The sequence below is a fragment of the Mesorhizobium delmotii genome (genome assembly GCF_900149755.1).
In the GTDB taxonomy this organism is placed as follows: Bacteria; Pseudomonadota; Alphaproteobacteria; order Rhizobiales; family Rhizobiaceae; genus Mesorhizobium; species Mesorhizobium delmotii.
On the sequence record NZ_FUIG01000046.1, the window covers coordinates 80,492 to 102,502 of the forward strand.

Genomic DNA, 22,011 nt, shown 5'->3' on the forward strand with positions numbered 1-22,011 from the left:
TGAACCCACTTTCGCTGCACCGGGGTACTGGCGGCAGCATGTACACAAGGAAAGCGCACGCAACACGGGAAGCCCCAGGACGTGGTCAGGGATGATCAACTGGACGCCCGCGAGGGACAGGCCGGGCGCGCTGGGGTGGCGGAGAGGCGCGTAGTACCGGGGAAGCCGGGTAATGCCGGTGGAGGGAAGGGGCCTCAGTTCAAGACGAACGCAACAAGTGGAGAGGGACCGGAGATTGGGAAACCTATCAACTCCGAAAAGTGTCCAGAAACTGCAGATGGCGTTACACGCGAAAGCGAAGGCAGAAGCCGGTTATCGCTTCTACGCCCTGTACGACAAGATCAGCCGCGACGATATTCTTGCGCATGCCTATGCCCAGTGCCGCTCCAACAAGGGCGCGCCGGGTGTGGATGGTCAGGACTTCGCGGATATCGACGCGTACGGGCTTGAGCGATGGCTCGGCGAACTGGCGCTTGCGCTCAGGCAGGAGACTTACCGACCGGAACCGATCAGACGCGTGTTCATACCGAAGGCCAACGGCAAACTCAGGCCGCTGGGCATCTCGACCGTGCGGGATCGGGTCTGCATGACAGCAGCGATGCTGGTGCTGGAGCCGATCTTTGATGCCGACCTTCCACCGGAAATCTATGCTTATCGTGCCGGGCGCAATGCCCAGCGGGCGGTGATCGAGGTGGAGGAGCTGCTGTTCCGTGGTCATCCGGAAGTGGTGGACGCCGACCTCGCGGACTACTTCGGGAGCATTCCCCATGCCGAACTGATGAAGTCAGTAGCGCGCCGGATCGTTGATCGGCGCGTGCTGCATCTCATCAAGATGTGGCTGGAATGCCCTGTCGAAGAAACCGATGATCGAGGACGGAAGACACGCACGACCGAGGCGCGGGACAACCGGCGCGGCATCCCGCAGGGCTCACCCATCTCACCATTGCTGGCAAATCTGTACATGCGCCGGTTCGTGTTGGGATGGAAGAAGCTCGGCCTTGAGCAAAGCCTCGGCACTCGCCTCGTCACCTATGCCGACGACCTTGTGATCCTGTGCAGGAGGGGTAACGCCGAAGCGGCGCTGCATCAACTGCGCGCGATCATGGGCAAGCTGAAGCTGACGGTGAACGAGGACAAAACACGAATCTGCAAGGTTCCGGAAGGCGAGTTCGACTTTCTGGGCTACTCGTTTGGACGGATGTACTCTCCGACAACTGGCAAAGCCCGTCTGGGCTACCGGCCGTCGAAGAAAAGCATCAGGCGGGCTGTGGAGAATATCCTCGCGCTCACCGAACGCCGAACGACATGGCAAGAGACCACAAAGCTGGTGGCTAAGGTGAACCGGGCATTGCGTGGGTGGGCCAACTACTTCTCTGTAGGGACCACCAGCAGAGCATACCGAGCGCTCGACAGCTACACAGCGGTGCGGTTGCGTCGGTGGTTGCGCCTCAAGCACAAGACCAGACGACGCAAGGGCGGGGCTTATCCAGACTCGCACCTTTACGAGCATATTGGGCTCGTACGTCTGACGCGGCTTGGGCGCGATGTGCCGTGGGCGAAGGCGTGAGATCTTGTCCGAGAGCCGGATGCGGGAGATCTGCATGTCCGGTTCGATGAGCGGGGTGTGGAAACGGAGCCATGGTCGAACCAGTGAGGCACCGCCAGACGAAAGAGGCGGCAAACAGATATGTTCAACCTACCGCCACCGCGCCACATCTCGACTCTACGCCCCTGTGCTCGTTCCCGCCGGCCGATTTCAAACGGCAAGATTCTCGGCCAGCCGCTGGATCATCTGCAGAGGGAGAGCGGGGCGATCGCTTGCAGGAGCGCAGGTCGCTCCGCCGCTGTTCATGCGGACTTAACGACCGAAAATGGGCGTTTATAGGTGATCGGTCTCGCCCGGAAACTGGCGGCGGGGGCAGGGCGGCCGACGTGGAAGCCTTGGATTTTATCTATGTCAAATTCGCGTACAATGGCCATCTGCTCGTCGGTTTCGACCCCTTCGACCAGGATTTTATGGCCGCGATTTCGGACCAGGGCAATAATGTCCTGCAGCATCGCCTTGCCCCTCGGGGTACCGCAGTCATGCAGAAACGAGCGGTCGACCTTCACCGTATCGAAATCGATTAGACGAAGCCATGACAGGCCCGCGAAGCCGGTCCCGAAGTCATCAAGCCATATCCTGATCCCTAGCAGCTTCAGGTCGCTGATGCAGCGAAGAATGCCGGAGTGCATCTCCATCTCCAGCCCTTCGGTGATTTCGAGGGCCAGCCTGCTGCCGGCTACGCCAGTCTCGCTCAAAATGGTCGCAACAGAAGCCGCGAAGCCGGGCGTCTTGAGCTGAATCGGAGAGACGTTGACGCTGACGACACCGACGTGATCGTCCGCCAGAAGCTCAGCGCACACTGTCCTTATTGCCCAGCGCCCGAGCGCCAGGACCGCACCAGTTCGTTCCGCGACGGGAATGAACAGGCTAGGCGGAACCGATGTACCGTCCAGCATTTTGAGGCGCATCAGAGCCTCGACGGCTTCAACTCGGCCCGACGCGACATTCTGGATAGGCTGATAAACGAGTGAAACGAGATCCTGGCCAATCGCGATCTTCAGCAAAGCCGCAATATTCTCGCTCTCGTCGCTGCTCTGGGGATCGTTTGGATCGAACAGCCAGGTACAATTTCGACCGCCTGCTTTTGCCAGATAGAGGGCGCGATCGGCCTCGTGGATGATTTTTTCCAGCTTGGCGCCAATCTGCGGCCTGGTGAGTGCAGCGCCAACGCTCACCGTCACAACCGAGATACCGTCTCTGCGCTGCTCGTGGGGAAGCGCGAGGTTCTCCACCGTGCTTCGAATGGCTTCCGCAATATCTGCGACCTGTTCTCTTTTTTCCATCCGAGCCAGGACAATGAATTCCTCACCGCCGTAGCGGCCGATTGAGCCGTTGTACTGCTTAATCATATCGGCAAGGGCGTTGGCGACAAGAATCAGGCAGCGGTCGCCCTCTTGATGTCCGTAATAGTCATTGAACCTTTTGAAGAAGTCCACGTCGATGAGGATCGCCACAAAACTGCTGCCAGACCTTTGCCAGTCGCTCCAGTAGTCCCGCAGCTTCTCGTCAATCGCCCGCCGATTCTCCAGACCCGTAAGCGGATCGGTTCTCGACAGATTCAACAGCGCCTGTCCGCGCTCGGTGGCTTCCTTGTGCTGGATTTTAGCTTCCAAGGCGTTCAGGAAGACGTTGTAACGTTCTTCGTTCAACCTCCAGTTTACATACGACGTGAATATGAAACACGAAATGTAAAAAATTCCTAATACTATTTTGTATGTTAGCGTAGAAGGTACGAAATAGTTCACGGTGTATAATACACACAAGATTATAGCAGAAGTTACAATGGATAGATTAAACCTGAATGTGAAGAAAAGATTGGCGCCCATCATGAAGATAGTACCGAAGACCATATAATAAGAGACGCTTTCCTTGTCCGCGCTGATAACCGCCGGGCACAACCAACCAACATAGCCAAAGATGATGGCTGCGGCGCAAGTCACGTCAATCCATTCCGTTCCGACCCCCCGGCGAAGTTGTGCTTCCAGGATCAAGAGTGCAGTCACTCCGACCGCGAAGCGCGCCGTGATCGTATAGATTGCCACATCCGGAATCAGCAGCAGATCCGTTGCCGAAAACAGCAGATAGATGGCGACGGCGATCCAAAGCCCTGGCCTGGCGTCCATCCTTCGCTTCGCTTGGCCTTCCTCCCAGTAGAGGCTGCGGAGCTCGTCGGACCGCGGCTCGTACCGCAGCTCAAGCGGTTCCGCATGGACCATATCGGCCAATGCGGATGACGCGCATTCGTTCGTCACGCTAAACCCCATTTGAACGGGGCTTTGTATTCCGAACTCATTTCTAGCTTCTGCCCCCACGCCGGCCGACTCCCCAGGCGCGACAGCGATTGCGGCGCCTGGCAAGCAATATGCAGTCGCGCCAATAGGTTTCCGTTAACTCGTATCCGGAATCCGGCCCGCAAGGGGTCCAAAGACCTAGCATGGTTGGCGGGAAATTAACGACACCGCTAAAATGCCGGGGATGTGCCTTGGCAAAGATAAAATTTTACGCAATAGCTAACTAATTGTAACTATCCAATTGTAACTATGGAGTCATGCGGTGGAAACCATCCTTGATGGCAAAAGTCTGATTACTGCCGAGATGATCGCCACCAGTCTCCCTCGAGGAAAGCTCGAGCATCATAGCGAAGCGTTCGAAACTGCTCGCGTAGAGCTTGCGCTCATTCTCCACGCGACACACCAGCAAATCGAGCAACGAAAGGACCCCGCCGAGATCATTCGTCGTCTGACGTCGTACCTCAGCGCGACGCGTTCCAAGGTTCATCCCGACGTTTGGCAGGCATTGATACCGGTAGTGCAGAACCACCCGGTCCTGGAGTACTTTCTTGAGGATCCGCTCACGCGGTGGTCCCATGACAAGCCCAGAGGTTATTCCGGCGACGCCCAGTTGCTCGACTACATCTATTGCGATCCGCACGTGGCCGAGAGCGTGGCAAACGCCTCGGAGACCGGCAAGGCGCTCTATAGCCATACCAAGGATGTGCCGTCGTCCATCGCGGCACGGGAACGGCGTGATCTTCTGACCCGATATGTCGATAAGATTGCGACCGAAAATGGCCCGCAAGCCGAGGTCCTGGCGATTGCGGCCGGCCATCTAAGGGAGGCCAATCGGTCGGCCGCCTTACGGGAGGGCCGTCTCAAGCGCTGGGTTGCGCTCGATCAGGATCCTCAGAGCGTTGGATTGATCACGCGCGACTTCCAGGGCACCGCGGTAGAGGCCATCGACGGCTCGGTACGAACCGTGCTCACGCGGGGTCACAAGCTCGGCAAGTTCGATTTCATTTACGCCTCCGGCCTTTACGACTACCTTGCGCACAACGTCGCCGTGAAACTCACGAAAACCTGCCTGCAGATGTTGAAGCCGAACGGGACATTCCTCTTCGCGAACTACGCGGAGGGCAATCCTGACGCCGGGTATTGGGAGACGTTCATGGACTGGGTGTTGCTGCTGCGATCGGAGGCCGATATGTGGAACATCATCAATGCCAGCGTCGACCGCAACACCGTCGAGGCGCAGGTGTTCTTTGGCGAGAACCGCAACGTCCTGTATGGCGTCATCGAAAAGCGCGGGTAGCGGTCAAAATCCAACGCTTGGTACCCGAGGCGAATACAGCCTCACGACCCCTTTCTATCCTTCCGTCGGAGAGTCCGAACGGGAAGTTGTGACCCGAACCGGTCGTTCCCAGAGCTATGTGGCGCCTCCAAAGCCGACGTTCATCGGAACCAACGATATTGACCCAAACGAGCCATTCCGGCAGGCAAGCTCTAATGTCTCGAATGTGGTAGAATACGACATTGGTCAACCGTCGCCGCATCAGCCATCAATGAACGCGTTTGCTGAGTACTGGTGAGGTCAGTTTCTTATCGGAACAACCAATACTATGATCCGCCGGGGCCAGGCCACCAATGGACCGCAAGCTTGCCGCGATTCTAGCCGCAGATGTAGTGGGCTATTCCACTCTGATGGAGCGCGACGAGGCCGGTACGTTTGAGCGACTACGTGCCGGACGCAAGGAACTGTTCGAGCCCGAAATTGCCCGCCACCACGGCCATATCTTCAAGCTGATGGGCGATGGGATGCTGGCCGAATTCGGCAGTGTCGTCGATGCCGTCGAATGTGCCGTCTCGCTGCAGCGCGGGCTGGCGGAACGGAACGCCGCCGTTCCCGAGGACCAGCGGATCCGGGTCAGGATCGGGATCAATCTCGGCGAGGTGATCGTCGACGGCGACGACCGGTATGGCGATGGGGTCAACATCGCGGCCAGACTTCAGCAGTTGGCGGAACCGGGCGGCATCTGCATCTCGGGAAAAGTGGCCAAGGAGGTCGATAGGAAGCTGGCGTTCGCCTTTGAGCCAATGGGCGAACAGAGGGTCAAAAACATCGCCGAACCAGTTCAGGCGTATCGCGTATTGCTTGATTCCGCGGCAGCGGGCAAGATCCTCCATGCTCGTCGCCAGCCACGCGCCTGGCGTTTTCCGGTCGCGGCGGGTGTTCTCGTCCTGGCTCTCGGCCTTGCAGCAGCATGGTGGCAGCCGTGGGAGAGGCCAGCACAGCCTGCCGTCCCGGCAGGCAGCGAGGCAGCCGACACCCGGCCCTCGCTAGTCGTCCTGCCCTTCGACAATCTCAACGATGACAAGGAACAAGAATATCTCGCCAACGGCTTCACAGAGGACCTGACGACCGAACTGGCGCGCGTGCCGGGTCTTTTCGTCGTCTCCCACAGCGCGGCCTTCGCCTACAAGGATAAGGACCCGAAGCCGGAGGAGATTGCGGCGGCATTGGGCGTCCGGTACCTGCTGAAAGGCTCGATTCGCCGCGTCGGCGACGACATGCGAATCAATGCGCATCTGATCGACAGCTCGACGTCCGGACATCTCTGGGCGGAGCGCTTCGACGGCCGGTGGGCGGACGTGTTCGCGCTGCAGGACAAGGTCGTCGGCAGCATCGCAGGCGCGCTCCGACTCCGCCTGGTGAGCGTTGCGCCGGCCGCCCGCTCGGGAGGCACAAACAGTCCCGAGGCCTATGATGTCTATCTCAAAGGGATGGACATCTATAACCGTATCAACACCCCCGAGGAGTTTGCGCAGGCTGTGAAGCATTTCCAGCACGCGGTGCAACTCGACCCCGATTTCGGCGCGGCGTACGCCCAGCTCGCCTGGGCCTATTGGGAGGCGGATATCATCCGGGCCGTGGTGATGGGGCTTACGCAAGCCGAGGCCTATGACAAAGTCCACGAAACCCTGAAGCTCGCCGCCCGACATCCTTCGCCCGGCTACTATCAGCTCGTCGCCGAGTTGATGGTCCGCGCACACAACTCGGACGAAGCAGTCACCGTTCTTCTGAAGTCGGTGGCGCTCGATCCCAGCGATACCTGGAATTATCTCTCGCTGGCCAATGCCCTGAATTTCAACGGCAGACCGAAGGAAGCGCTGAGCTATCTCGAGGCGGCCGCGCGCGTCGACCCGATCTCGTGGATGGACTACCGGCACTACCAGGTCGGACTAGCCGCGTTCGGCCAAGGGAAATTCGAGGACGCGGTTCGCTCTATCGAGAAGATGGACCTTGAATCGCCCGACCCACCGGCGAAATTCTATGCCCTGCAAGTCGCCATTTCGGCCTATGGGCATCTTGGGCGCACCGACCAGGCCGCGGCCGCCTTGGAAAAATTTAGGAAGGTTGTTGCGCGTCGAATAGAATACGGGCCGAGCCAACTGATCACCCAGGACTTCATGGTTTTCAAGAATACGGCCGATATCGAACGCCTTTTGGCCGGCCTGACCAAGGCAGGCGTGCCCGAGCTGCCGGCATTGGCAAAGGCAGGCATGAATCCGAAGGACCGGCTCACAGGCGCGGAAATAAGGTCTCTCATGTTCGGCCACGAAACGCGCGGAAAATTAGCGTTTGGCGAGTTCCTGCCGATGCAGCGCACGACCTCCGTCGACGGCGCCGTCAGCGAAACCATTGGCCTGAGGACCCGAACAGGAACCTCGTGGGTGCAAGGCAATTTCCTGTGCGATGCCTTTCCCGAAGAGCTGACAAGCTGTGGAGCAATTTATCGCAATGTGTTCAGGACGCCGGGGCGCGACGACGAATACAAGGCCGTTTACCGCTGGGAACAGTTCGAGTTTTCGGTCGTCAAGTGAGCTCCCAAATGCCGCAAAGGCCGAAGTTTGCTTGCGGACGTACATGCGACCTTGTTTGCCATAACCGCAAACGACCGGAATTAGCGCTGGTTGCTCGTTCTAATTGCGAACGTGAACGGAAATGCAATCCGGAGCGGTCTTCCACGACCGGTACCAACCGTCAGGTTTCACCACTAGCGACCGCCTTGGGCTGCAAGCTTGTCGGCGTTGGCGGCAGCCCAGACTTATTGCGTTTTGACCCTAATCTTCGAACGCCGCCCTTAACGTCTCGAATGGCGCCAGCGCGCCGCGCACCTGGACGACGGCTGCGGCGACGCGATGCGCGCGCAGCACCGCCGCGGTCGGGAGATGGCCGGCAAGCCGGGCGGCGAGATAGGCGCCATTGAAGGAATCGCCGGCGCCGGTCGTGTCGACGGGGGCGGCGACATGCACGGCCGGAACGGGTTGCGGGGTCCCGTTTGCGGCGATCAGCGCCGGCTCCTCGCCGTTCTTGACGACGACTTCGCCGACCAGCTTGCCCAGCCGTTGCGCGGTTGCTTGCGGCGCTGCGTCGCCGAACAGCATCTGCTCGTCGGGAAAGGTCGGCAGCGCGATGTCGGTGACTGCGAGGGCATCGAGGATCGCGGTCTGTGCTTCCTCGCGCCGGTGCCACAACCGCGGCCGGTAGTTGGGATCGAAGGCGACAAGCGAACCGGCGGCGCGCGCCTTGGCCACCGCGGTCAGCAGCGTGTTGCGCGCGGCGTCATCCAGAATTGCCAAAGTGATTCCGGAAAAGTAAACAAGCGCCTGATTTTCAAGGCTTTTCGCCAAGGCAACCGCGTCAGAGGCAAGCTGCCTTGCGGCCGCATCGCCGCGCCAGTAGGTGAAGGAGCGTTCGGCGCCGGTCAGTGTGATCGCATAGAGACCGGGCCGTGCGCCTGCTATGATCGGGCTGGCGCCGATGCCGATGCCGTTTTGCGCGAAGAAAGCAATCTGGTCGCGCGAGAACGGGTCGTCGCCAAAGGCCGACACATAGGTCGCGGGCCGGTCGCCGCTCAGCGCATGCAGCGCCCACAGCGTATTGAACGTGTCGCCGGCAAAACCCATGCGCCAGTTCGGCCCCGCCTGGCCTGAAAGTTCGAGCATGCATTCACCGATCGAGGCGACGCCGTTTCCTGTCATGAATCTCTCTCCTGGTGCATATCGCCCACAGCTTGCGCAGCGGTTTTGGGATAACGACATGCACAAAACCAAGACCCGGTGCTGTAGCTTTTTGCGAGCGGCAGCGCCATGCTTGGCCATGGTGGATTTTTGCGCCAGCGGCGTTTTCTCATGCGGACGGCGGGACGCAATCTGCGCAGCGAGACGTTATCTCCGGAAGAGGAACCGGTTTGGCATCGTTATGGCGTTATGTTCTGGCAGGTCTTGGTCTGGCTACCTTGCTGGCTGGCATTCTCGCCGCCGTCTTTCTGACCGCGCCGCAAGCGCCCCGGCTTGCCGGTTCCGAAATTGGCCACTCGAAAAGGACGGCGAACGGATTGTTCGTGGCCAGCTTCGAACCGGAGCGGGGCGTTGTCCGTCAAGGCGAGCTGCAATCCTGGCTGCTGACCCTCAAGACAGGTGCGGGAACTCCGGTGGAGGGCGCTGCGATCACGATTTCCGGCGGCATGCCGCAGCACAGGCACGGTCTGCCGACCAGCCCGCATGCGACCGATTATCTGGGCGATGGCCGCTATCGCATCGGCGGGGTGAAATTCACAATGAGCGGATTGTGGCAACTGCATTTCGCCATTTCCGCGGCGGCCGGATCCGACACGGTGGTCTTCAATGTGTTGCTCTGAGCGCTGGAGCAAGATGAGCCGCTTTTCGCGACTTTTTGCGCTGCTGGCGATGGCTCTGCTTGCCGGCTGCGGCAAGCCTGAGTTTTCCGATGTCGAAAAGAAGACCATCGCCTCGCTGGCGCTGTCAGCGCTGCCGCCGCTGAAAACCGACACCACCAATCGCTTCGCCGATGTGCCGGCCGCCGCCGCGCTCGGCGCGACGCTGTTCTTCGACGTCGGGCTGAGCGGCGACGGCAAGGTTTCCTGCTCGACCTGCCACAAGATCGACCGGCAGTTCCAGGACGATCTGCCGCGAGCGGTTGGTGTCGGCCGCACCAACCGGCGCACCATGCCGCTAGCCGGCGTTGCGCATGACGCATGGTTTTTCTGGGACGGGCGGCGCGACAGTCTCTGGGCGCAGGCGCTGGCGCCGCTGGAAAATCCGCTGGAGCAGGCCGGCAACCGCGCCGCCTACGCGCACTATATCAAGGCGCGATTCGGCGAGCGCTACGAGCGCATCTTCGGGCCGCTGCCCGACCTTTCAAATGTGCCGGCCAATGCCAGTCCGCTCGGCAGCGATGCCGAGAAGGCTGCCTGGAATGCCATGTCCGATGCGCAAGCCGAGGACGTCAACCGCGTCTTCGCCAATATCGGCAAGGCGATCGCCGCCTTCGAGCGATCGATTGCGCTACCGCAGACGCGCTTCGACCGGTTCGCCGCCGCTTTGGATACCGAGGCGCCGCAGGGCGACGATGCCTTGTCGCCCGAAGAAATCCTCGGGCTAAAACTGTTCATCGGCAAGGCCAATTGCGTGACGTGCCATACCGGGCCGCGTTTCACCGACGGCGGTTTTCACAACACCGGCGTGCCGCCGGTGGCGAATCTGCCGCCGGATCGCGGCCGCACAGACGCGGTGGCGCAGGTCGAGGCCGATCCGTTCAACTGTTTCGGCGCGTTTCGCGATGGCGACGCCAGCGCCTGCGGCGAGTTGCGCTTCATGGTCAAGGCCGGGCCGGAACTCGTCCGCGCCTACAAGACGCCGTCGCTGCGCGGCGCCGCCACCCGCCCCCCCTACATGCATGCCGGGCAATTTTCCTCGCTGGACGAGGTGGTGGCGCATTATTCGAAGGCGCCGGCCAGTGTCGAGGGTGTATCCGAGGTCCACCCGCTGCAGCTTTCGGACCGCGAGCGCGCGGCGCTGGTGGCGTTTTTGAAGACGCTGGCGGAGTGACGTTGGGTTTGTTTTCGACAAGAGCGGACCACTGTCTGGGCCGCCAAGCACCGATGTAGCCCCCTTTTGTTGACACAATGCAGGGTCGCTGATCATGATAACCAAGGCGCAAAGTGCGACACCTCAGGCTGTGGGAGGATAAAAATGCAGCCACTTGTCATCGACGCAAAGCCTCAACCTGTTTCAATTGATCCGGCCAAGACTGCAGTTCTCGTCGTGGACATGCAGAATGACTTCGGCTCGAAAGGCGGGATGTTCGACAGAGCCGGCATCGATATCTCCGGGATTCAACGGGCTGTCGGCCCTACTGCAAGCGTAATAGCGGCCGCTCGCAAATTGAGACTGCCCATCATCTATCTGAAGATGGGGTATCATTCCGACCTTTCGGATCTCGGGACATCGGATGCTCCCAATCGTCTCCGACATCTCCAGATCTTTGGGGTCGGTGAGAGCATGACAGCGCCGGACGGCAGCGAGAGCCGGATTCTGATCCGCGACACCTGGGGAACGGATATCGTCAGCGACCTAAAGCCGGAGGCGGGGGATGTTGTCCTCTACAAAACCCGGTTCAGCGGCTTCTACGAGACCGAACTCGATGCTGTTCTGAAGACCGCAGGCATCAAACAGCTCATCGTGACAGGATGCACGACCAGCGTGTGTGTGGAGTCGACAATTCGGGACGCCTTTTTCAGGGACTATCACTGCATCCTGCTGACGGATTGCACGAGCGAGCCCATCGCGTTGGACTCCCCAAGGAGCAACCATGACGCCTCAATTACGCTCGTGCAGATACTCTTTGGATGGACATCGACGTCCGACCATTTCCTGAGGGCAATGGAGGGGCAAATTCAGGAGCGTCTTGAACGAGCCGGATGAACTGACGAGCTCGGTGAACGCCTACCTATCCTTCACCGTCTCCATCGCTACGAAGGTCGAGGTCTGGGCGACGTGGGGCAGGGCCGAGATGCGCTCGCCGAGCACGCGGCGGTAGGCGGCGATGTCGGTGGTGCGGACTTTCAGGAGATAATCGAAGCTCGACGCCATCATGTGGCATTGCTCGATCTCCGGCACCGTCTGCACGGCGCGGTTGAAGGCGTCGAGCGCGGCCGAGCGGGTGTCGGACAATTTCACCTGGACGAAGGCGACATGGCCTTCGCCCATGCGCTCGCGATCGATGATCGCCTGGTAGCCGCGGATGATACCGTCCTTTTCCAGCCGCTTGACCCGCGCCTGCACCGGCGTCTTCGACAGGCCGACCTTTGCCGCGAGTTCCGACATGGAAAGCCGGCCGTCGCTGCCCAGCGCCGACAGGATGTTCCTGTCGATGCGGTCCAATTGGTCTTCGTTCATCGATTCTGTGGTCAAGTTGGTGGAAAATCAGGCCCATGATAGTTCAATCGACCTGCCGTGTCGATTTCTTTGGACCGACCGAAACCACGCTTTGTGCTAGCTTGCGCCATTCGGTCCGGTGACCGCCGGACCGCTCCCTGATGCTCACTCTCTACAGGACCGTCATGCCAGCGCTCGATGCCATCCGCCAGCAGATCCGTGCCAATTATTTGCCTGACGAAGACGAGGCCGTGAAGCGGCTGGCCGAGGCGACAGGGCTTTCGACGAAAGAGCGGAAGGCAATCTCGGCCCGCGCCGCCGATCTGGTGCGGGCGGTGCGCGGCTCGTCCGATCCGCGGCTGATGGAGGTCTTCCTGTCCGCTTACGGCCTCTCCACCAAGGAGGGCGTGGCGCTGATGTGCCTGGCCGAAGCGCTGCTTCGGGTACCCGACACCGAGACGATGGACGATCTCATCGCCGACAAGATCGCGCCGCATGACTGGTCGGCGCATTCGGGCGGCTCGAGCTCGATTTTCGTCAATGCGTCGACCTGGGCGCTGATGCTGACCGGTCGAGTGCTCGAGGAAGGCGAGGACGGCATCGAAGGCACGCTGCGCGCCATGGTGCGCCGGCTGGGCGAGCCGGTCATCCGCAGGGCGGTCGCTGCCGCCATGCGCGAAATGGGCGAGCAGTTCGTGCTCGGCCGCACCATTGCCGAGGCCGTCAAGCGCGGCCGGCCGATGACCCAGAAAGGCTATCTCTATTCCTTCGATATGCTGGGCGAAGCGGCTCGCACCGAGGCCGACGCCTTGCGCTATCTCAAGGCCTATGCCGACGCCATCTCGTCGCTCGACGCCGGCGCCAATGGTCCCGACATCCGCCAGAACCACGGCATCTCGGTCAAGCTCTCGGCGCTGCACCCGCGCTATGAAGTGACGCAAAAGGAAAAGATGCTGCCTGTGATGGCCGAGCGGCTTTTGTCGCTGGCGCTGGCGGCGCGCCATTCGCGCATGGGCCTCAACGTCGACGCCGAGGAAGCCGACCGCCTCGACCTGTCGCTCGAAATCATCGAACGGGTGCTGGCGGAGCCGGAACTCGCCGGCTGGGACGGTTTTGGCGTCGTCGTCCAGGCCTATGGTCCGCGCGCTGCCTTCGTCATCGACTGGCTCTATGCGCTGGCGAAGAAGCACGACCGCACCATCATGGTGCGGCTGGTCAAGGGCGCCTATTGGGACACCGAGATCAAGCGAGCGCAGACGCTCGGGCTCGACGGCTATCCGGTCTTCACCCGCAAGGCCAACACCGACGTGTCCTACCTCGCCTGCGCGAAAAAGCTGCTGTCGATGACCGACCGCATCTATCCGCAATTCGCCACCCACAACGCCCACACCGTCGCCGCCGTCCTGTCGATGGCCGGGGATCGTGACTCCTTCGAGTTCCAGCGCCTGCATGGCATGGGCGAGGCGCTGCATGAGACGGTGCGGCGGGCCGAGGGTACGCGCTGCCGCATCTATGCGCCGGTCGGCGCGCATTCCGACCTGCTTGCCTATCTGGTCCGCCGGCTGCTCGAGAACGGCGCCAATTCTTCCTTCGTCCACCAGCTCACCGACGAGGAGGTCGAGCCGGAGGATATTGCTCGCGACCCGCTCGAGACGGTCGAGAAACAGGATCCCGCCGCCAATCCGGCGATCCCCAGCCCGTCGGCGATCTTCGGTCCTGCCCGCCGCAACTCGAGGGGGTTCGACATCACCGATCCGGTGACGCTGGCCGCGATCGACAAGGCCAGGGCTGAATTCGCCGGGCCGGATCGCTGGCACGCCAAGCCGATCACCCGGGCCGCCGGCTATGGCAAGCAGCGTCCGGTGGTCAACCCGGCAAAGCCCGACGAGGTGGTCGGCACGGTCAGCGAGGCCACCGCCAAGCAGGTCGCGACCGCTGTGCGCATCGCCGTGGAGGCGCAGCCGGCATGGGCGAAGCGCGCCGTCGCCGAGCGCGCCGCCATCCTCAATCGCGCCGCCGACCTCTATGAGGCCAATGCCATCGAGTTCTTCGCGCTCGCCGCCCGCGAGGCCGGCAAATCGCTGGCCGACGGCGTCGCCGAAGTGCGCGAAGCGGTCGACTTCCTGCGCTACTACGCTGCCGAAGCGGCCAATGCCGAGATCGGCACCGAAGCGCGCGGGGCGATCGCCTGCATCTCGCCGTGGAATTTTCCGCTCGCCATCTTCACCGGCCAGATCGCGGCAGCACTCGTGACCGGCAATTCGGTCATCGCCAAGCCGGCCGAACAGACGCCGCTGATTGCCTTCCGAGCCGTCGAATTGCTGCACCAAGCCGGTGTGCCGGAAGACGTCATCCAGCTTCTGCCCGGCGACGGCCCCTCGGTCGGTGGCCCGCTGACCGCCGACCCACGCATTGCCGGCGTCTGCTTCACCGGCTCGACCGAGGTCGCCAAGCTGATTGAAAAGCAACTGGCCGAGACTGCAGCGCCCGATGCCATGCTGATCGCCGAAACCGGCGGGTTGAATGCGATGATCGTCGATTCCACCGCGCTTCCCGAACAAGCGGTTCGCGACATCCTTGCCTCGGCCTTCCAGAGTGCCGGCCAGCGCTGCTCGGCGCTGCGTGTGCTCTATGTGCAGAAGGACGTCGAGAAGAAGATGCTGGAGATGCTGAAGGGCGCGATGGAAGCGCTCAGCCTCGGCGATCCCTGGCGGATCTCGACCGATGTCGGCCCGGTCATCGACGACGAGGCACAAAAATCGATCCGCGACTATTGCACTGACATGGGCCTGCAGGGCCGGTTGATCGCCAAGCTCGAAGCGCCGAAGGATGGCCGCTTCGTCGCGCCGCATGTCTTCCGGGTCAAAGGCATCGAGGACATGGAGCGCGAGGTGTTCGGGCCGGTGCTGCACGTCGCCAGCTTTGACGCCGACGATATCGACGGGGTCATCGCCGCGATCAACCGCAAGGGTTATGGCCTGACCTTCGGCCTGCACACCCGCATCGAAGGCCGCGCCCAGCATTTCGTCGACGGCATCCATGCCGGCAACATCTATGTCAACCGCAACCAGATCGGCGCCGTGGTCGGCTCGCAGCCGTTCGGCGGCGAAGGGCTTTCCGGCACCGGACCGAAGGCCGGTGGGCCGCACTATCTCAGGCGCTTCCGCAAGGGGCCGCAGGCGGGCACGCCTATTCTTGATGGCCGCAAGGTGACGGCGACCGAACTCGCCGACAATCTGCCGGACCCGGCGCTGGGCGTCTGGTCGACGCGGTCGGACCGCATTGCGGTGCTGAGGAAGCATTTGCGCGGCAAGGGTGCTGCGGCCATCGGTGCCGCCGCCAGCATCGATTTCGGCCAGGTCGATTTGCCCGGACCGACCGGCGAGGCCAATACGCTGTCGCTGTCGCCGCGCGGCCGCGTGCTCTGCCTCGGACCGGACGCCGACACGCTGCTTGCCCAGACCATCCAGGCGCTGGCGGCCGGCAATGGGGTGCTGGCCGTCGCGCCCGGTGCGCCGGCAGCACTGTCGCCGCTGACCGGCAAGGGCCTGCCGCTGGCGGCCATCGACGGCCGGCCCGACCCGGTCGAGGCACGCGCGCTGCGTGTCGACGTCGTCGCCTTTTCCGGCACGCCCGAGGCCGCGCGTATCGTGCGCAAGGTGATCGCCGACCGCGCCGGCCCGATCGTGCCGCTAGTCAGCGAAGTGCTCAACCCGGCGGCCTATGCACATGAGCGCGCCGTCTGCGTCGACACCACGGCTGCGGGCGGCAATGCCAGCCTGCTGGCCGCGGCGTGAAGGTCGGCCAGGGCTCGCTCATCGCGGGCAGGAGATTGGCGAATGCCAAGGTGACAGCCAATCTCCCCCCTCGAGGGCCCTCGAGGGGGAGATGTCCGGCAGGACAGAGGGGGGCGTGAAGGATCGCCGGCTTTGCTTTTTTCTGCCCGCCATGTGCCGAGCGTTGCGGTCTGCAAATTGATCGAGTTGTGCGCGTCAAGTTCTGCGAAAGAGTCATGGTGGGAGCAGGCATGCCTTTGATCAGCAGGCCGGCGGGACAGCGCCCCCCTCTGCCCTGCCGGGCATCTCCCCCACAAGGGGGGAGATTGGCAGCTTCGCCGACGGCGCCTATTTCGTCAGGGCGCTGCGGCGATCGTTCGGCAAAGGCCCAAGGGAACCATGGGTCGCCTGAGACTACTCACGCGCCCTCGACGACCGAAAAGCCTTCGAACTGCGGATGGCCGAGATAATGCACCTTGGTGGAGCCGGCGTTGCGGTGCGCGGCGCGAAAGTTCTCGGATTTGGTCCAGGCGACAAAATCCTCATGGCTCGCCCACACCGTGTGCGAGGCGAACAGCGTGTAGCCTTCGGCCTCGTTGACCGGACCGCGCAGCAGATGAAATTCCTTGAAACCCTTCATTTCCGACAGGCTGGAATCACGGTTCTTCCAGACGTCCTCGAAAGCGGCTTCCGAGCCATTCTGGACCTTGAAGCGATTCATGGCGATGTACATTGGCCGTCCTTTCGTGACTGCAGTTTATGATGTGTGTTGGAATGCCTGAAACGATGAGGCGCAGGGTGTTAAAATGGACCAATCCGCGCTTTAAACACCCAGCTTGACTTGCCGGTTTCGGTTGGAATGGGAGGGAACGGCGCTTGCTTGCGCACCAGTGTCAACGCGAATTGATCAAGCTCCGCAGAACCTGAGCTTTGGGCAAGCTGTATGTCGCTGATGCTGCCGTCGGCCATGACAACGAAAACGACCCTGGCATTGTTGCGAGCGCTCGCCTGTATCGCTTTCGAAACACGACGGTTGGCGCGGGCAAGCTTCTTCTGAACTTCACCGCTGTAGCGGGATTCTATCGCATTGCCTGCCGCTGCCTGCTCCTTGCCCTTGCTGGAAGCCACCGCGGCGCGTTCCTCGCCATCCGCCGCGCCGCGGGCCTCGTTCGTTTCGTCGGCTCCGCCAGGACCTGGTGTCGGGCTCGGCCTTGGCGTCGGGATTGGCGGCTGTCCGACATCGACAGGGGGTGCCTCGGTGCTTTCGGCCGGAGCAGCCGGCTCTGCCGGCGTTTCGATCTTCGGCGCCACGCTCTGCTCGTCCAGACGCGGGGTGTCGGCCATCATGTCTGGCGCGGCAGTGGATTGTTCGACAATCTGCGACAAGGGCGCGGGGGGTTGCGCGGCCATTTCCCTGATGGGCCGGTCCCCGGTGGGCCGGTCGGCAGGCGGCTCGGGCTTGACCTCAGGTTTGGCCGGCTGCGGGTCGGGCACCAGGGTGACGGTCATCGCGCCCGGGACGCGACCGTCCAAGTCGCTGCCGACCACGTTGGCGCCGGTTTGATCGGCGCCTTCCATCTCGATTGCGTCCCCGGCATCAAACGTGCCGGCAGGTGCGATGAGAAAAGCGGCCGCCACCGCAGCATGAAACAGGCAGGAGGCGACGATCGCCGCCGTCCATTTGCGGCTCATGGCTGACGGTCGGGCAGGCGCAAGCGGTCCGGTCGGCGCAATCGCCAGTTCGCCATCGGCGTCGGGGAGGGGACTAATGTTCTGCATGGCTCGCGGCGAGACCTGCCGCAACCGGCGCGGACTTGTCAAATCAACATCATTTGCCCTAGCGGCAACAGGCAGCGGACCACACCACTATGTTTCGTGCGAGTGCGGGCTCCAGTCCCACCGTCTTTTCAGACCCCGAAGGCGATGCCGGTCTTGGTCTCGGTCTTCAGTCCACGCATGCAAGCGTCCGGCTGGATGCCGGTGCCGGCGCATTCGGTCGCGCTGTTGATCAGCACGCGGCTGACCTTGGCGCAGTCGGCGCCGGCAAGATCGAAACGCGTCACCTTGGTCTTGCCCGCCGGCAGGTCCTTGAAGTCGAGCACGGTCAGCCGGTCGACGACGCCGGCCTCGTTGAACAGCGCGATCTCGAACGCCGCCTTCGAGAGGTCGGCGCCGAGCGTGTTGTTGACCACGAAGGTCAGACGGCAGCCCTTGTCGGAGGGTTGTGCGCCATTGAGTTCAAGCGTGAGAGCAGGGGCCGGCGCGGACTGTTGCGCCCACGCCGGACCCAGCACAAGCGGCATCGCCAGCACCGAGGTCAGCAGGCGAAGCGGTGCCGTCAAGCGTTTCATTGTCGTCAGCCTCCAAACCGCATTGTCGCCGCCAGCTTGAGCGTGACGCCGGGCTCGTAAATTACACTCGTGGCCGATGCATTCAACGGGTTGGTGTATTTGACGTCGAACAAATTGTCGGCGCGGAAATCGACCTTGAAATTGTCGGTCGCCTGGTAGCTGGCGAAGGCGTTGACCAGCGTGTAGTCCTTGGCCACTGGATTGCCCTTCGGCTTGCCATTGTACTGCACCTCGCCGCCGACAGTCAGCTTGTCCTCCAGAAAGCGGAAGCCGACTTGCGCGGTGACCTGGGAAGAGGGGACGGTGACGAGGTCCGCGCGGTCGCCGTCATAGGAGATGGTGTGGCCATCGATGATCGACGCCGAAAGCCCGGCGAAACCCCAGCCGGCGTCATAGACGCCTTCCATTTCGAAGCCGCGGATCTTGGCTTTTGCAAAATTCTGGTACTGGAAACAGATCGGGATGCCGGGGCCGAACGGGCAGCCGCTGGTCGGGTCGAAGGCCGACAGGGTGACGCCGTCGATGTAGTCTTCGACGTCGTTGTTGAAGTAGGCCGCCTTGAAACGAAACGCGTCGCCGGCTTCGACGATGTCGTCCTGCTTGTAGTTGACACCGAATTCGACGGTCTTGCCGGTTTCAGGCTTCAGATCGGGATTGGGGAGAAACGGAAAGCTGACGCCTGCCGGATGGTTGCCACTGATGAGGGTTTCCGACAGCGACGGCGAGCGATATCCCTCCGCATAGGTGCCGTAGAGTTGCAGCCCCGAAAGGCTGGCGGTTTCGAACGGCGAGACGCCGACAGTGATGCGCGGCGACAGCCGGTCGCCGGAGGTTTCGCCGACATCGCTTTCCAGCTTGTAGCTGTCGTAGCGCAGGCCGGCGATAATTTCGAGCCAGTCCCAGGTGAGCTTGTCCTGGATGTAGGCGCCGGAAACGTTTCGCTTGCCCGACGGGGTATAGAAACTGTCGCCGCCTGCGGCGCCACCCGTCTCGACATCATCGCCAACCCAATCGCCACCATAGGTCAGCTCGTGCGCAATGCCGGCGGTCTCGAACCGCGAGGTGTTCCAGATGTCGATGCCCGAAGTGCCGACATCGAAAGTCGACATCGAACCCGCCGGCAGGACGATGGGAAGACCGGTGACTGGATCAAACCGGTTTTGCGGAACGAGGCTTGTCATCTCCAGCTTGGTCTTGTTGTAGGAGGCGTTGACGTGGAGATCGAGCCAGCTCTTGTCCTCATCGGTGATGTTGTAGCGCGCCGTGAAGGTATTCGCCTCCAGGTCGACGTCATTCACCGGCGTGCCGCCGCTGATTTCGTTCCAGCCGTCGCTCGTGCCATTCCAGCCCAGCTTTAGTTCGCTGTTTTCGCTGGGGCGGATGGTCGACTTCAGCAGGCCGCGCAAGACATCGAAGCCGGTGCCGTTCACCGTATCGCCGCCGCCATCCTTGTAGTCGTCATAGTCGCGGTAGACGATGTTGCCGAGGACATCCCAGTTTTCGTTGAAACGGTAGGTGCCGGCAGCACTGGTGGTCCAGCCTTCGCCGTTGCTCTCGTAGCGCCCGGTCGCGGACGCCGCCCATGTCTCGCCGTCGCGAAGATAGTCTTCCGCGTCCTTGGTCTCGAACAGGACGACGCCGCCGATGGCGCCTGAGCCGTAGGTGTTGGCGACCGGGCCGCGGATGACGTCGACGGATTTGATGAGCTCCGGGTCGATATAGAAGGTGGATTGCGTGCCGTGGTCGGAGCGCTGGAAATTTTGCCGCGCACCGTCGACGATCACTGCGACGCGGCCGAAATCCTGCAAGCCACGGATGTTGATGCTGGAGCTGACGCGCCTTGCGTCCGCCTGGACCGCTACACCCGGCACACCCAACAGCATTTCGTTAGGCGTCGTCGCCATGCGGCGTTCCAATTGCTCCTGATCGACATGGCTGGCCGAAGCCAGGGAATCGATCGCCGTCTCGCCGGTGCGGCTGATGACCAGGATCTGGTCGAGCAGCGTTGCGCCTGCCGGGGCCGGCGCAACCTCTTCAGGCGTCTGCGCAGGCTCGGCCTGCTGCTGGTCTGTTGCAGGTTGGGCGGCCTGTTGAGCATTGGCCGACTGAGCACTGGCCGACGGGGTGAGCAGCGCGATCGCCGCAGCACCCGCCAGCAGTGCCGCCATGCCCTTTGCCATTGATCGACGCGCCGGACTCCGATGCGCCGGACCTCTATGCGCCGGACCTGGGCTGCTATTCGCCAGGCCCAGCCGTCCCCAATTCGCCAACCCCATGCCCCAACTCCAAAGTCCAGGTTCGATGCTGGCTGGCTTGGCGCTTGCTGGCATTTTTCGTCGTTCCCGGCGTCTTAAATCTTGACTCACTTACTCCGGTATTGCACTGACTAATAAACATGATTATTCAAGTCAAGAAATGAATCGGCATCTACGCAACGCCTAGCCAGACGCCCGGCCCAGGAAAGGGATCGAACCAGATGAACACGCACAATCCCAGTGACTTTCGCTATCGCGTCCGCCGTTCCGACGACAATTCGGCTCGTTTCGATCGGGTCCCGTTGACGGTGAGGACCCTGTCCAGCAACACGCTGTTCCAGGGCGAGCACGAGATCGGCATCGAGCATCACGGAGCGCTCTACCGGCTGAAGATCACCCGCCAGGGCAAGCTCATCCTCAACAAGTAGGTAATAAAAATATGGACCAGCGCGTAAAGCCCGCGCCGCACGAGATCCGGCGGGCGCGGGCAGACAATCCGAAGACGCGCGAGCGCGATCTCGCCGCCCAGCTTGGCATTTCGGAGGCCGAGCTGGTCGCGGCGCATTGCGGCGACGGCGTCGTCCGCGTCGAACCGCGCGTCAACGATCTTCTGACCGGCCTCGAGGCCGTCGGCGAGGTCATGGCGCTGACGCGCAATGAAAGCGCTGTGCACGAGAAGATCGGTGTCTACGACAAGGTCGTCACCGGCAACCACAATGCCATGGTGCTTGGCGAGAACATCGACCTGCGCATCTTCCCGAAAGTCTGGGCGCACGGCTTTGCCGTCGAAAAGCGCGACGGCGGCGATATCAGGCGCAGCCTGCAGTTCTTCGATGCGACAGGCGAGGCGGTGCATAAGGTGCATCTGCGGCCGGCGTCCAACCTCTATGCCTATCAGAAGCTGGTGGCCGAACTCGAATCGCCGAACCAGGAGTCGACTGTTGCGATTTCAGAAGGCGGGCTTGAAAACGAGGCCGAGACTTCCGACGCTTCCGCTGATGTCGACGATCTGCGCGACCGCTGGAGCCGGCTGACCGACGTGCATCAGTTCTTCGGCATGCTGAAGACGCTGAAGCTCGACCGCCGCCAGGCGATGCGCATGGTCGGCCAGGATTACGCCTGGCTGCTCGACAATGATGCCGTCAGCGCCATGTTTCATCACGCCGCCGAGGGTGAGATGCCGATCATGTGCTTTGTCGGCAATCGCGGCTGCATCCAGATCCATTCGGGCCCGATCAAGTCGATCAAGCCGATGGGGCCATGGATCAACGTGCTGGACGAGACCTTCCACCTGCATCTGCGAACCGACCACATCCACGAGGTCTGGGCCGTGCGCAAGCCGACCAAGGACGGCCATGTCACGTCTCTCGAAGCCTATGGCGCCGACGGCAAGATGATCATCCAGTTCTTCGGCAGGCGCCACGAAGGTGAAAGCGAGCGCGAGGACTGGCGGTTTCTGGCAGAGAACCTGCCGCGCATTCCAAGCCCGACCGCAGCCTGAGGACA

Annotated in this window: 16 protein-coding genes; 9 read left to right on the forward strand and 7 right to left on the reverse strand. The window is 62.0% G+C overall.

Annotated elements, in window-relative coordinates; all coding sequences use genetic code 11:
* Positions 1-277: 277 nt before the first annotated feature.
* Positions 278-1,567 carry a group II intron reverse transcriptase/maturase gene (gene ltrA, locus BQ8482_RS27865; RefSeq protein WP_244602998.1) on the forward strand — a complete coding sequence of 430 codons (1,290 nt, stop codon included), beginning with the start codon at positions 278-280 and terminating at the stop codon, positions 1,565-1,567.
* Between the two features lie 281 nt (positions 1,568-1,848).
* Here the strand turns inward: ltrA and BQ8482_RS27870 are convergent, their stop codons facing one another.
* Complete coding sequence (locus BQ8482_RS27870) at positions 1,849-3,822, reverse strand: putative bifunctional diguanylate cyclase/phosphodiesterase (protein WP_244603022.1); 1,974 nt, start codon at positions 3,820-3,822, stop codon at positions 1,849-1,851.
* 337 nt (positions 3,823-4,159) lie between these two features.
* Here BQ8482_RS27870 and BQ8482_RS27875 point away from each other — a divergent pair, with 337 nt between their 5' ends.
* Together BQ8482_RS27875 and BQ8482_RS27880 are read left to right on the forward strand one after the other, a co-directional pair.
* A complete protein-coding gene (locus BQ8482_RS27875; RefSeq protein ID WP_123150532.1) occupies positions 4,160-5,194 on the forward strand; it encodes a class I SAM-dependent methyltransferase in 1,035 nt (344 codons plus the stop codon).
* A 332-nt stretch (positions 5,195-5,526) separates the two neighbouring features.
* Positions 5,527-7,764 (forward strand): adenylate/guanylate cyclase domain-containing protein, encoded by a 2,238-nt coding sequence (locus tag BQ8482_RS27880; RefSeq protein ID WP_123150533.1) that lies wholly within the window; start codon positions 5,527-5,529, stop codon positions 7,762-7,764.
* Positions 7,765-8,004: 240 nt separating this feature from the next.
* Here the strand turns inward: BQ8482_RS27880 and BQ8482_RS27885 are convergent, their stop codons facing one another.
* Entirely contained in the window at positions 8,005-8,925 is a 921-nt protein-coding gene (locus BQ8482_RS27885; protein WP_123150534.1) for a sugar kinase, read from the reverse strand.
* 209 nt (positions 8,926-9,134) lie between these two features.
* On the opposite strand from BQ8482_RS27885, the gene BQ8482_RS27890 reads away from it, so the two are divergent.
* The 3 genes from BQ8482_RS27890 to BQ8482_RS27900 all read left to right on the forward strand — a co-directional run bounded on the left by BQ8482_RS27890 (position 9,135) and on the right by BQ8482_RS27900 (position 11,670).
* On the forward strand, positions 9,135-9,584 hold the full coding sequence (locus tag BQ8482_RS27890) for a FixH family protein (RefSeq protein ID WP_123150535.1): 450 nt from the start codon (positions 9,135-9,137) through the stop codon (positions 9,582-9,584).
* Between the two features lie 13 nt (positions 9,585-9,597).
* On the forward strand, positions 9,598-10,794 hold the full coding sequence (locus BQ8482_RS27895) for a cytochrome-c peroxidase (RefSeq protein WP_123150536.1): 1,197 nt from the start codon (positions 9,598-9,600) through the stop codon (positions 10,792-10,794).
* 144 nt (positions 10,795-10,938) lie between these two features.
* A complete protein-coding gene (locus BQ8482_RS27900) occupies positions 10,939-11,670 on the forward strand; it encodes a cysteine hydrolase family protein (RefSeq protein ID WP_123150537.1) in 732 nt (243 codons plus the stop codon).
* Positions 11,671-11,691: 21 nt separating this feature from the next.
* Here BQ8482_RS27900 and BQ8482_RS27905 read toward each other — a convergent pair whose 3' ends face one another.
* Positions 11,692-12,144, reverse strand: coding sequence for an Lrp/AsnC family transcriptional regulator (locus BQ8482_RS27905; protein WP_123150538.1), 453 nt, complete (start codon positions 12,142-12,144; stop codon positions 11,692-11,694).
* 164 nt (positions 12,145-12,308) lie between these two features.
* On the opposite strand from BQ8482_RS27905, the gene putA reads away from it, so the two are divergent.
* Positions 12,309-15,920, forward strand: coding sequence for a bifunctional proline dehydrogenase/L-glutamate gamma-semialdehyde dehydrogenase PutA (gene putA / locus BQ8482_RS27910; RefSeq protein ID WP_123150754.1), 3,612 nt, complete (start codon positions 12,309-12,311; stop codon positions 15,918-15,920).
* Between the two features lie 397 nt (positions 15,921-16,317).
* On the opposite strand, the gene hmuQ is transcribed toward putA, so the two are convergent.
* The 4 genes from hmuQ to BQ8482_RS27930 form a co-directional block, all read right to left on the reverse strand.
* Entirely contained in the window at positions 16,318-16,632 is a 315-nt protein-coding gene (gene hmuQ / locus BQ8482_RS27915) for a heme-degrading protein HmuQ (protein WP_027156145.1), read from the reverse strand.
* Positions 16,633-16,700: 68 nt separating this feature from the next.
* Positions 16,701-17,408 carry an energy transducer TonB family protein gene (locus BQ8482_RS27920; RefSeq protein WP_244602999.1) on the reverse strand — a complete coding sequence of 236 codons (708 nt, stop codon included), beginning with the start codon at positions 17,406-17,408 and terminating at the stop codon, positions 16,701-16,703.
* Between the two features lie 398 nt (positions 17,409-17,806).
* Positions 17,807-18,250: a hypothetical protein gene (locus BQ8482_RS27925; RefSeq protein WP_123150539.1), complete on the reverse strand. Its 444-nt coding sequence runs from the start codon at positions 18,248-18,250 to the stop codon at positions 17,807-17,809.
* 5 nt (positions 18,251-18,255) lie between these two features.
* On the reverse strand, positions 18,256-20,430 hold the full coding sequence (locus tag BQ8482_RS27930; protein WP_244603000.1) for a TonB-dependent hemoglobin/transferrin/lactoferrin family receptor: 2,175 nt from the start codon (positions 20,428-20,430) through the stop codon (positions 18,256-18,258).
* Between the two features lie 296 nt (positions 20,431-20,726).
* On the opposite strand from BQ8482_RS27930, the gene hemP reads away from it, so the two are divergent.
* Both hemP and BQ8482_RS27940 read left to right on the forward strand, forming a co-directional pair.
* Positions 20,727-20,933 carry a hemin uptake protein HemP gene (gene hemP / locus BQ8482_RS27935; RefSeq protein ID WP_095486642.1) on the forward strand — a complete coding sequence of 69 codons (207 nt, stop codon included), beginning with the start codon at positions 20,727-20,729 and terminating at the stop codon, positions 20,931-20,933.
* 11 nt (positions 20,934-20,944) lie between these two features.
* Complete coding sequence (locus tag BQ8482_RS27940; RefSeq protein ID WP_123150541.1) at positions 20,945-22,006, forward strand: hemin-degrading factor; 1,062 nt, start codon at positions 20,945-20,947, stop codon at positions 22,004-22,006.
* The last annotated feature ends 5 nt before the right edge of the window (positions 22,007-22,011 follow it).

What these genes read in the sequence shown, in the direction of transcription:
- BQ8482_RS27900 (WP_123150537.1), top strand. Translation starts at nt 10,939, where the DNA reads ATGCAGCCACTTGTCATCGACGCAAAGCCTCAACCTGTTTCAATTGAT.
- hemP (WP_095486642.1), top strand. Translation starts at nt 20,727, where the DNA reads ATGAACACGCACAATCCCAGTGACTTTCGCTATCGCGTCCGCCGTTCC.
- ltrA (WP_244602998.1), top strand. Translation starts at nt 278, where the DNA reads ATGGCGTTACACGCGAAAGCGAAGGCAGAAGCCGGTTATCGCTTCTAC.
- BQ8482_RS27925 (WP_123150539.1), bottom strand. Translation starts at nt 18,250, where the DNA reads ATGAAACGCTTGACGGCACCGCTTCGCCTGCTGACCTCGGTGCTGGCG.
- BQ8482_RS27895 (WP_123150536.1), top strand. Translation starts at nt 9,598, where the DNA reads ATGAGCCGCTTTTCGCGACTTTTTGCGCTGCTGGCGATGGCTCTGCTT.
- putA (WP_123150754.1), top strand. Translation starts at nt 12,309, where the DNA reads ATGCCAGCGCTCGATGCCATCCGCCAGCAGATCCGTGCCAATTATTTG.
- BQ8482_RS27870 (WP_244603022.1), bottom strand. Translation starts at nt 3,822, where the DNA reads ATGGTCCATGCGGAACCGCTTGAGCTGCGGTACGAGCCGCGGTCCGAC.
- BQ8482_RS27880 (WP_123150533.1), top strand. Translation starts at nt 5,527, where the DNA reads ATGGACCGCAAGCTTGCCGCGATTCTAGCCGCAGATGTAGTGGGCTAT.
- hmuQ (WP_027156145.1), bottom strand. Translation starts at nt 16,632, where the DNA reads ATGTACATCGCCATGAATCGCTTCAAGGTCCAGAATGGCTCGGAAGCC.
- BQ8482_RS27920 (WP_244602999.1), bottom strand. Translation starts at nt 17,408, where the DNA reads ATGACCGTCACCCTGGTGCCCGACCCGCAGCCGGCCAAACCTGAGGTC.
- BQ8482_RS27885 (WP_123150534.1), bottom strand. Translation starts at nt 8,925, where the DNA reads ATGACAGGAAACGGCGTCGCCTCGATCGGTGAATGCATGCTCGAACTT.
- BQ8482_RS27930 (WP_244603000.1), bottom strand. Translation starts at nt 20,430, where the DNA reads ATGGCAAAGGGCATGGCGGCACTGCTGGCGGGTGCTGCGGCGATCGCG.
- BQ8482_RS27940 (WP_123150541.1), top strand. Translation starts at nt 20,945, where the DNA reads ATGGACCAGCGCGTAAAGCCCGCGCCGCACGAGATCCGGCGGGCGCGG.
- BQ8482_RS27905 (WP_123150538.1), bottom strand. Translation starts at nt 12,144, where the DNA reads ATGAACGAAGACCAATTGGACCGCATCGACAGGAACATCCTGTCGGCG.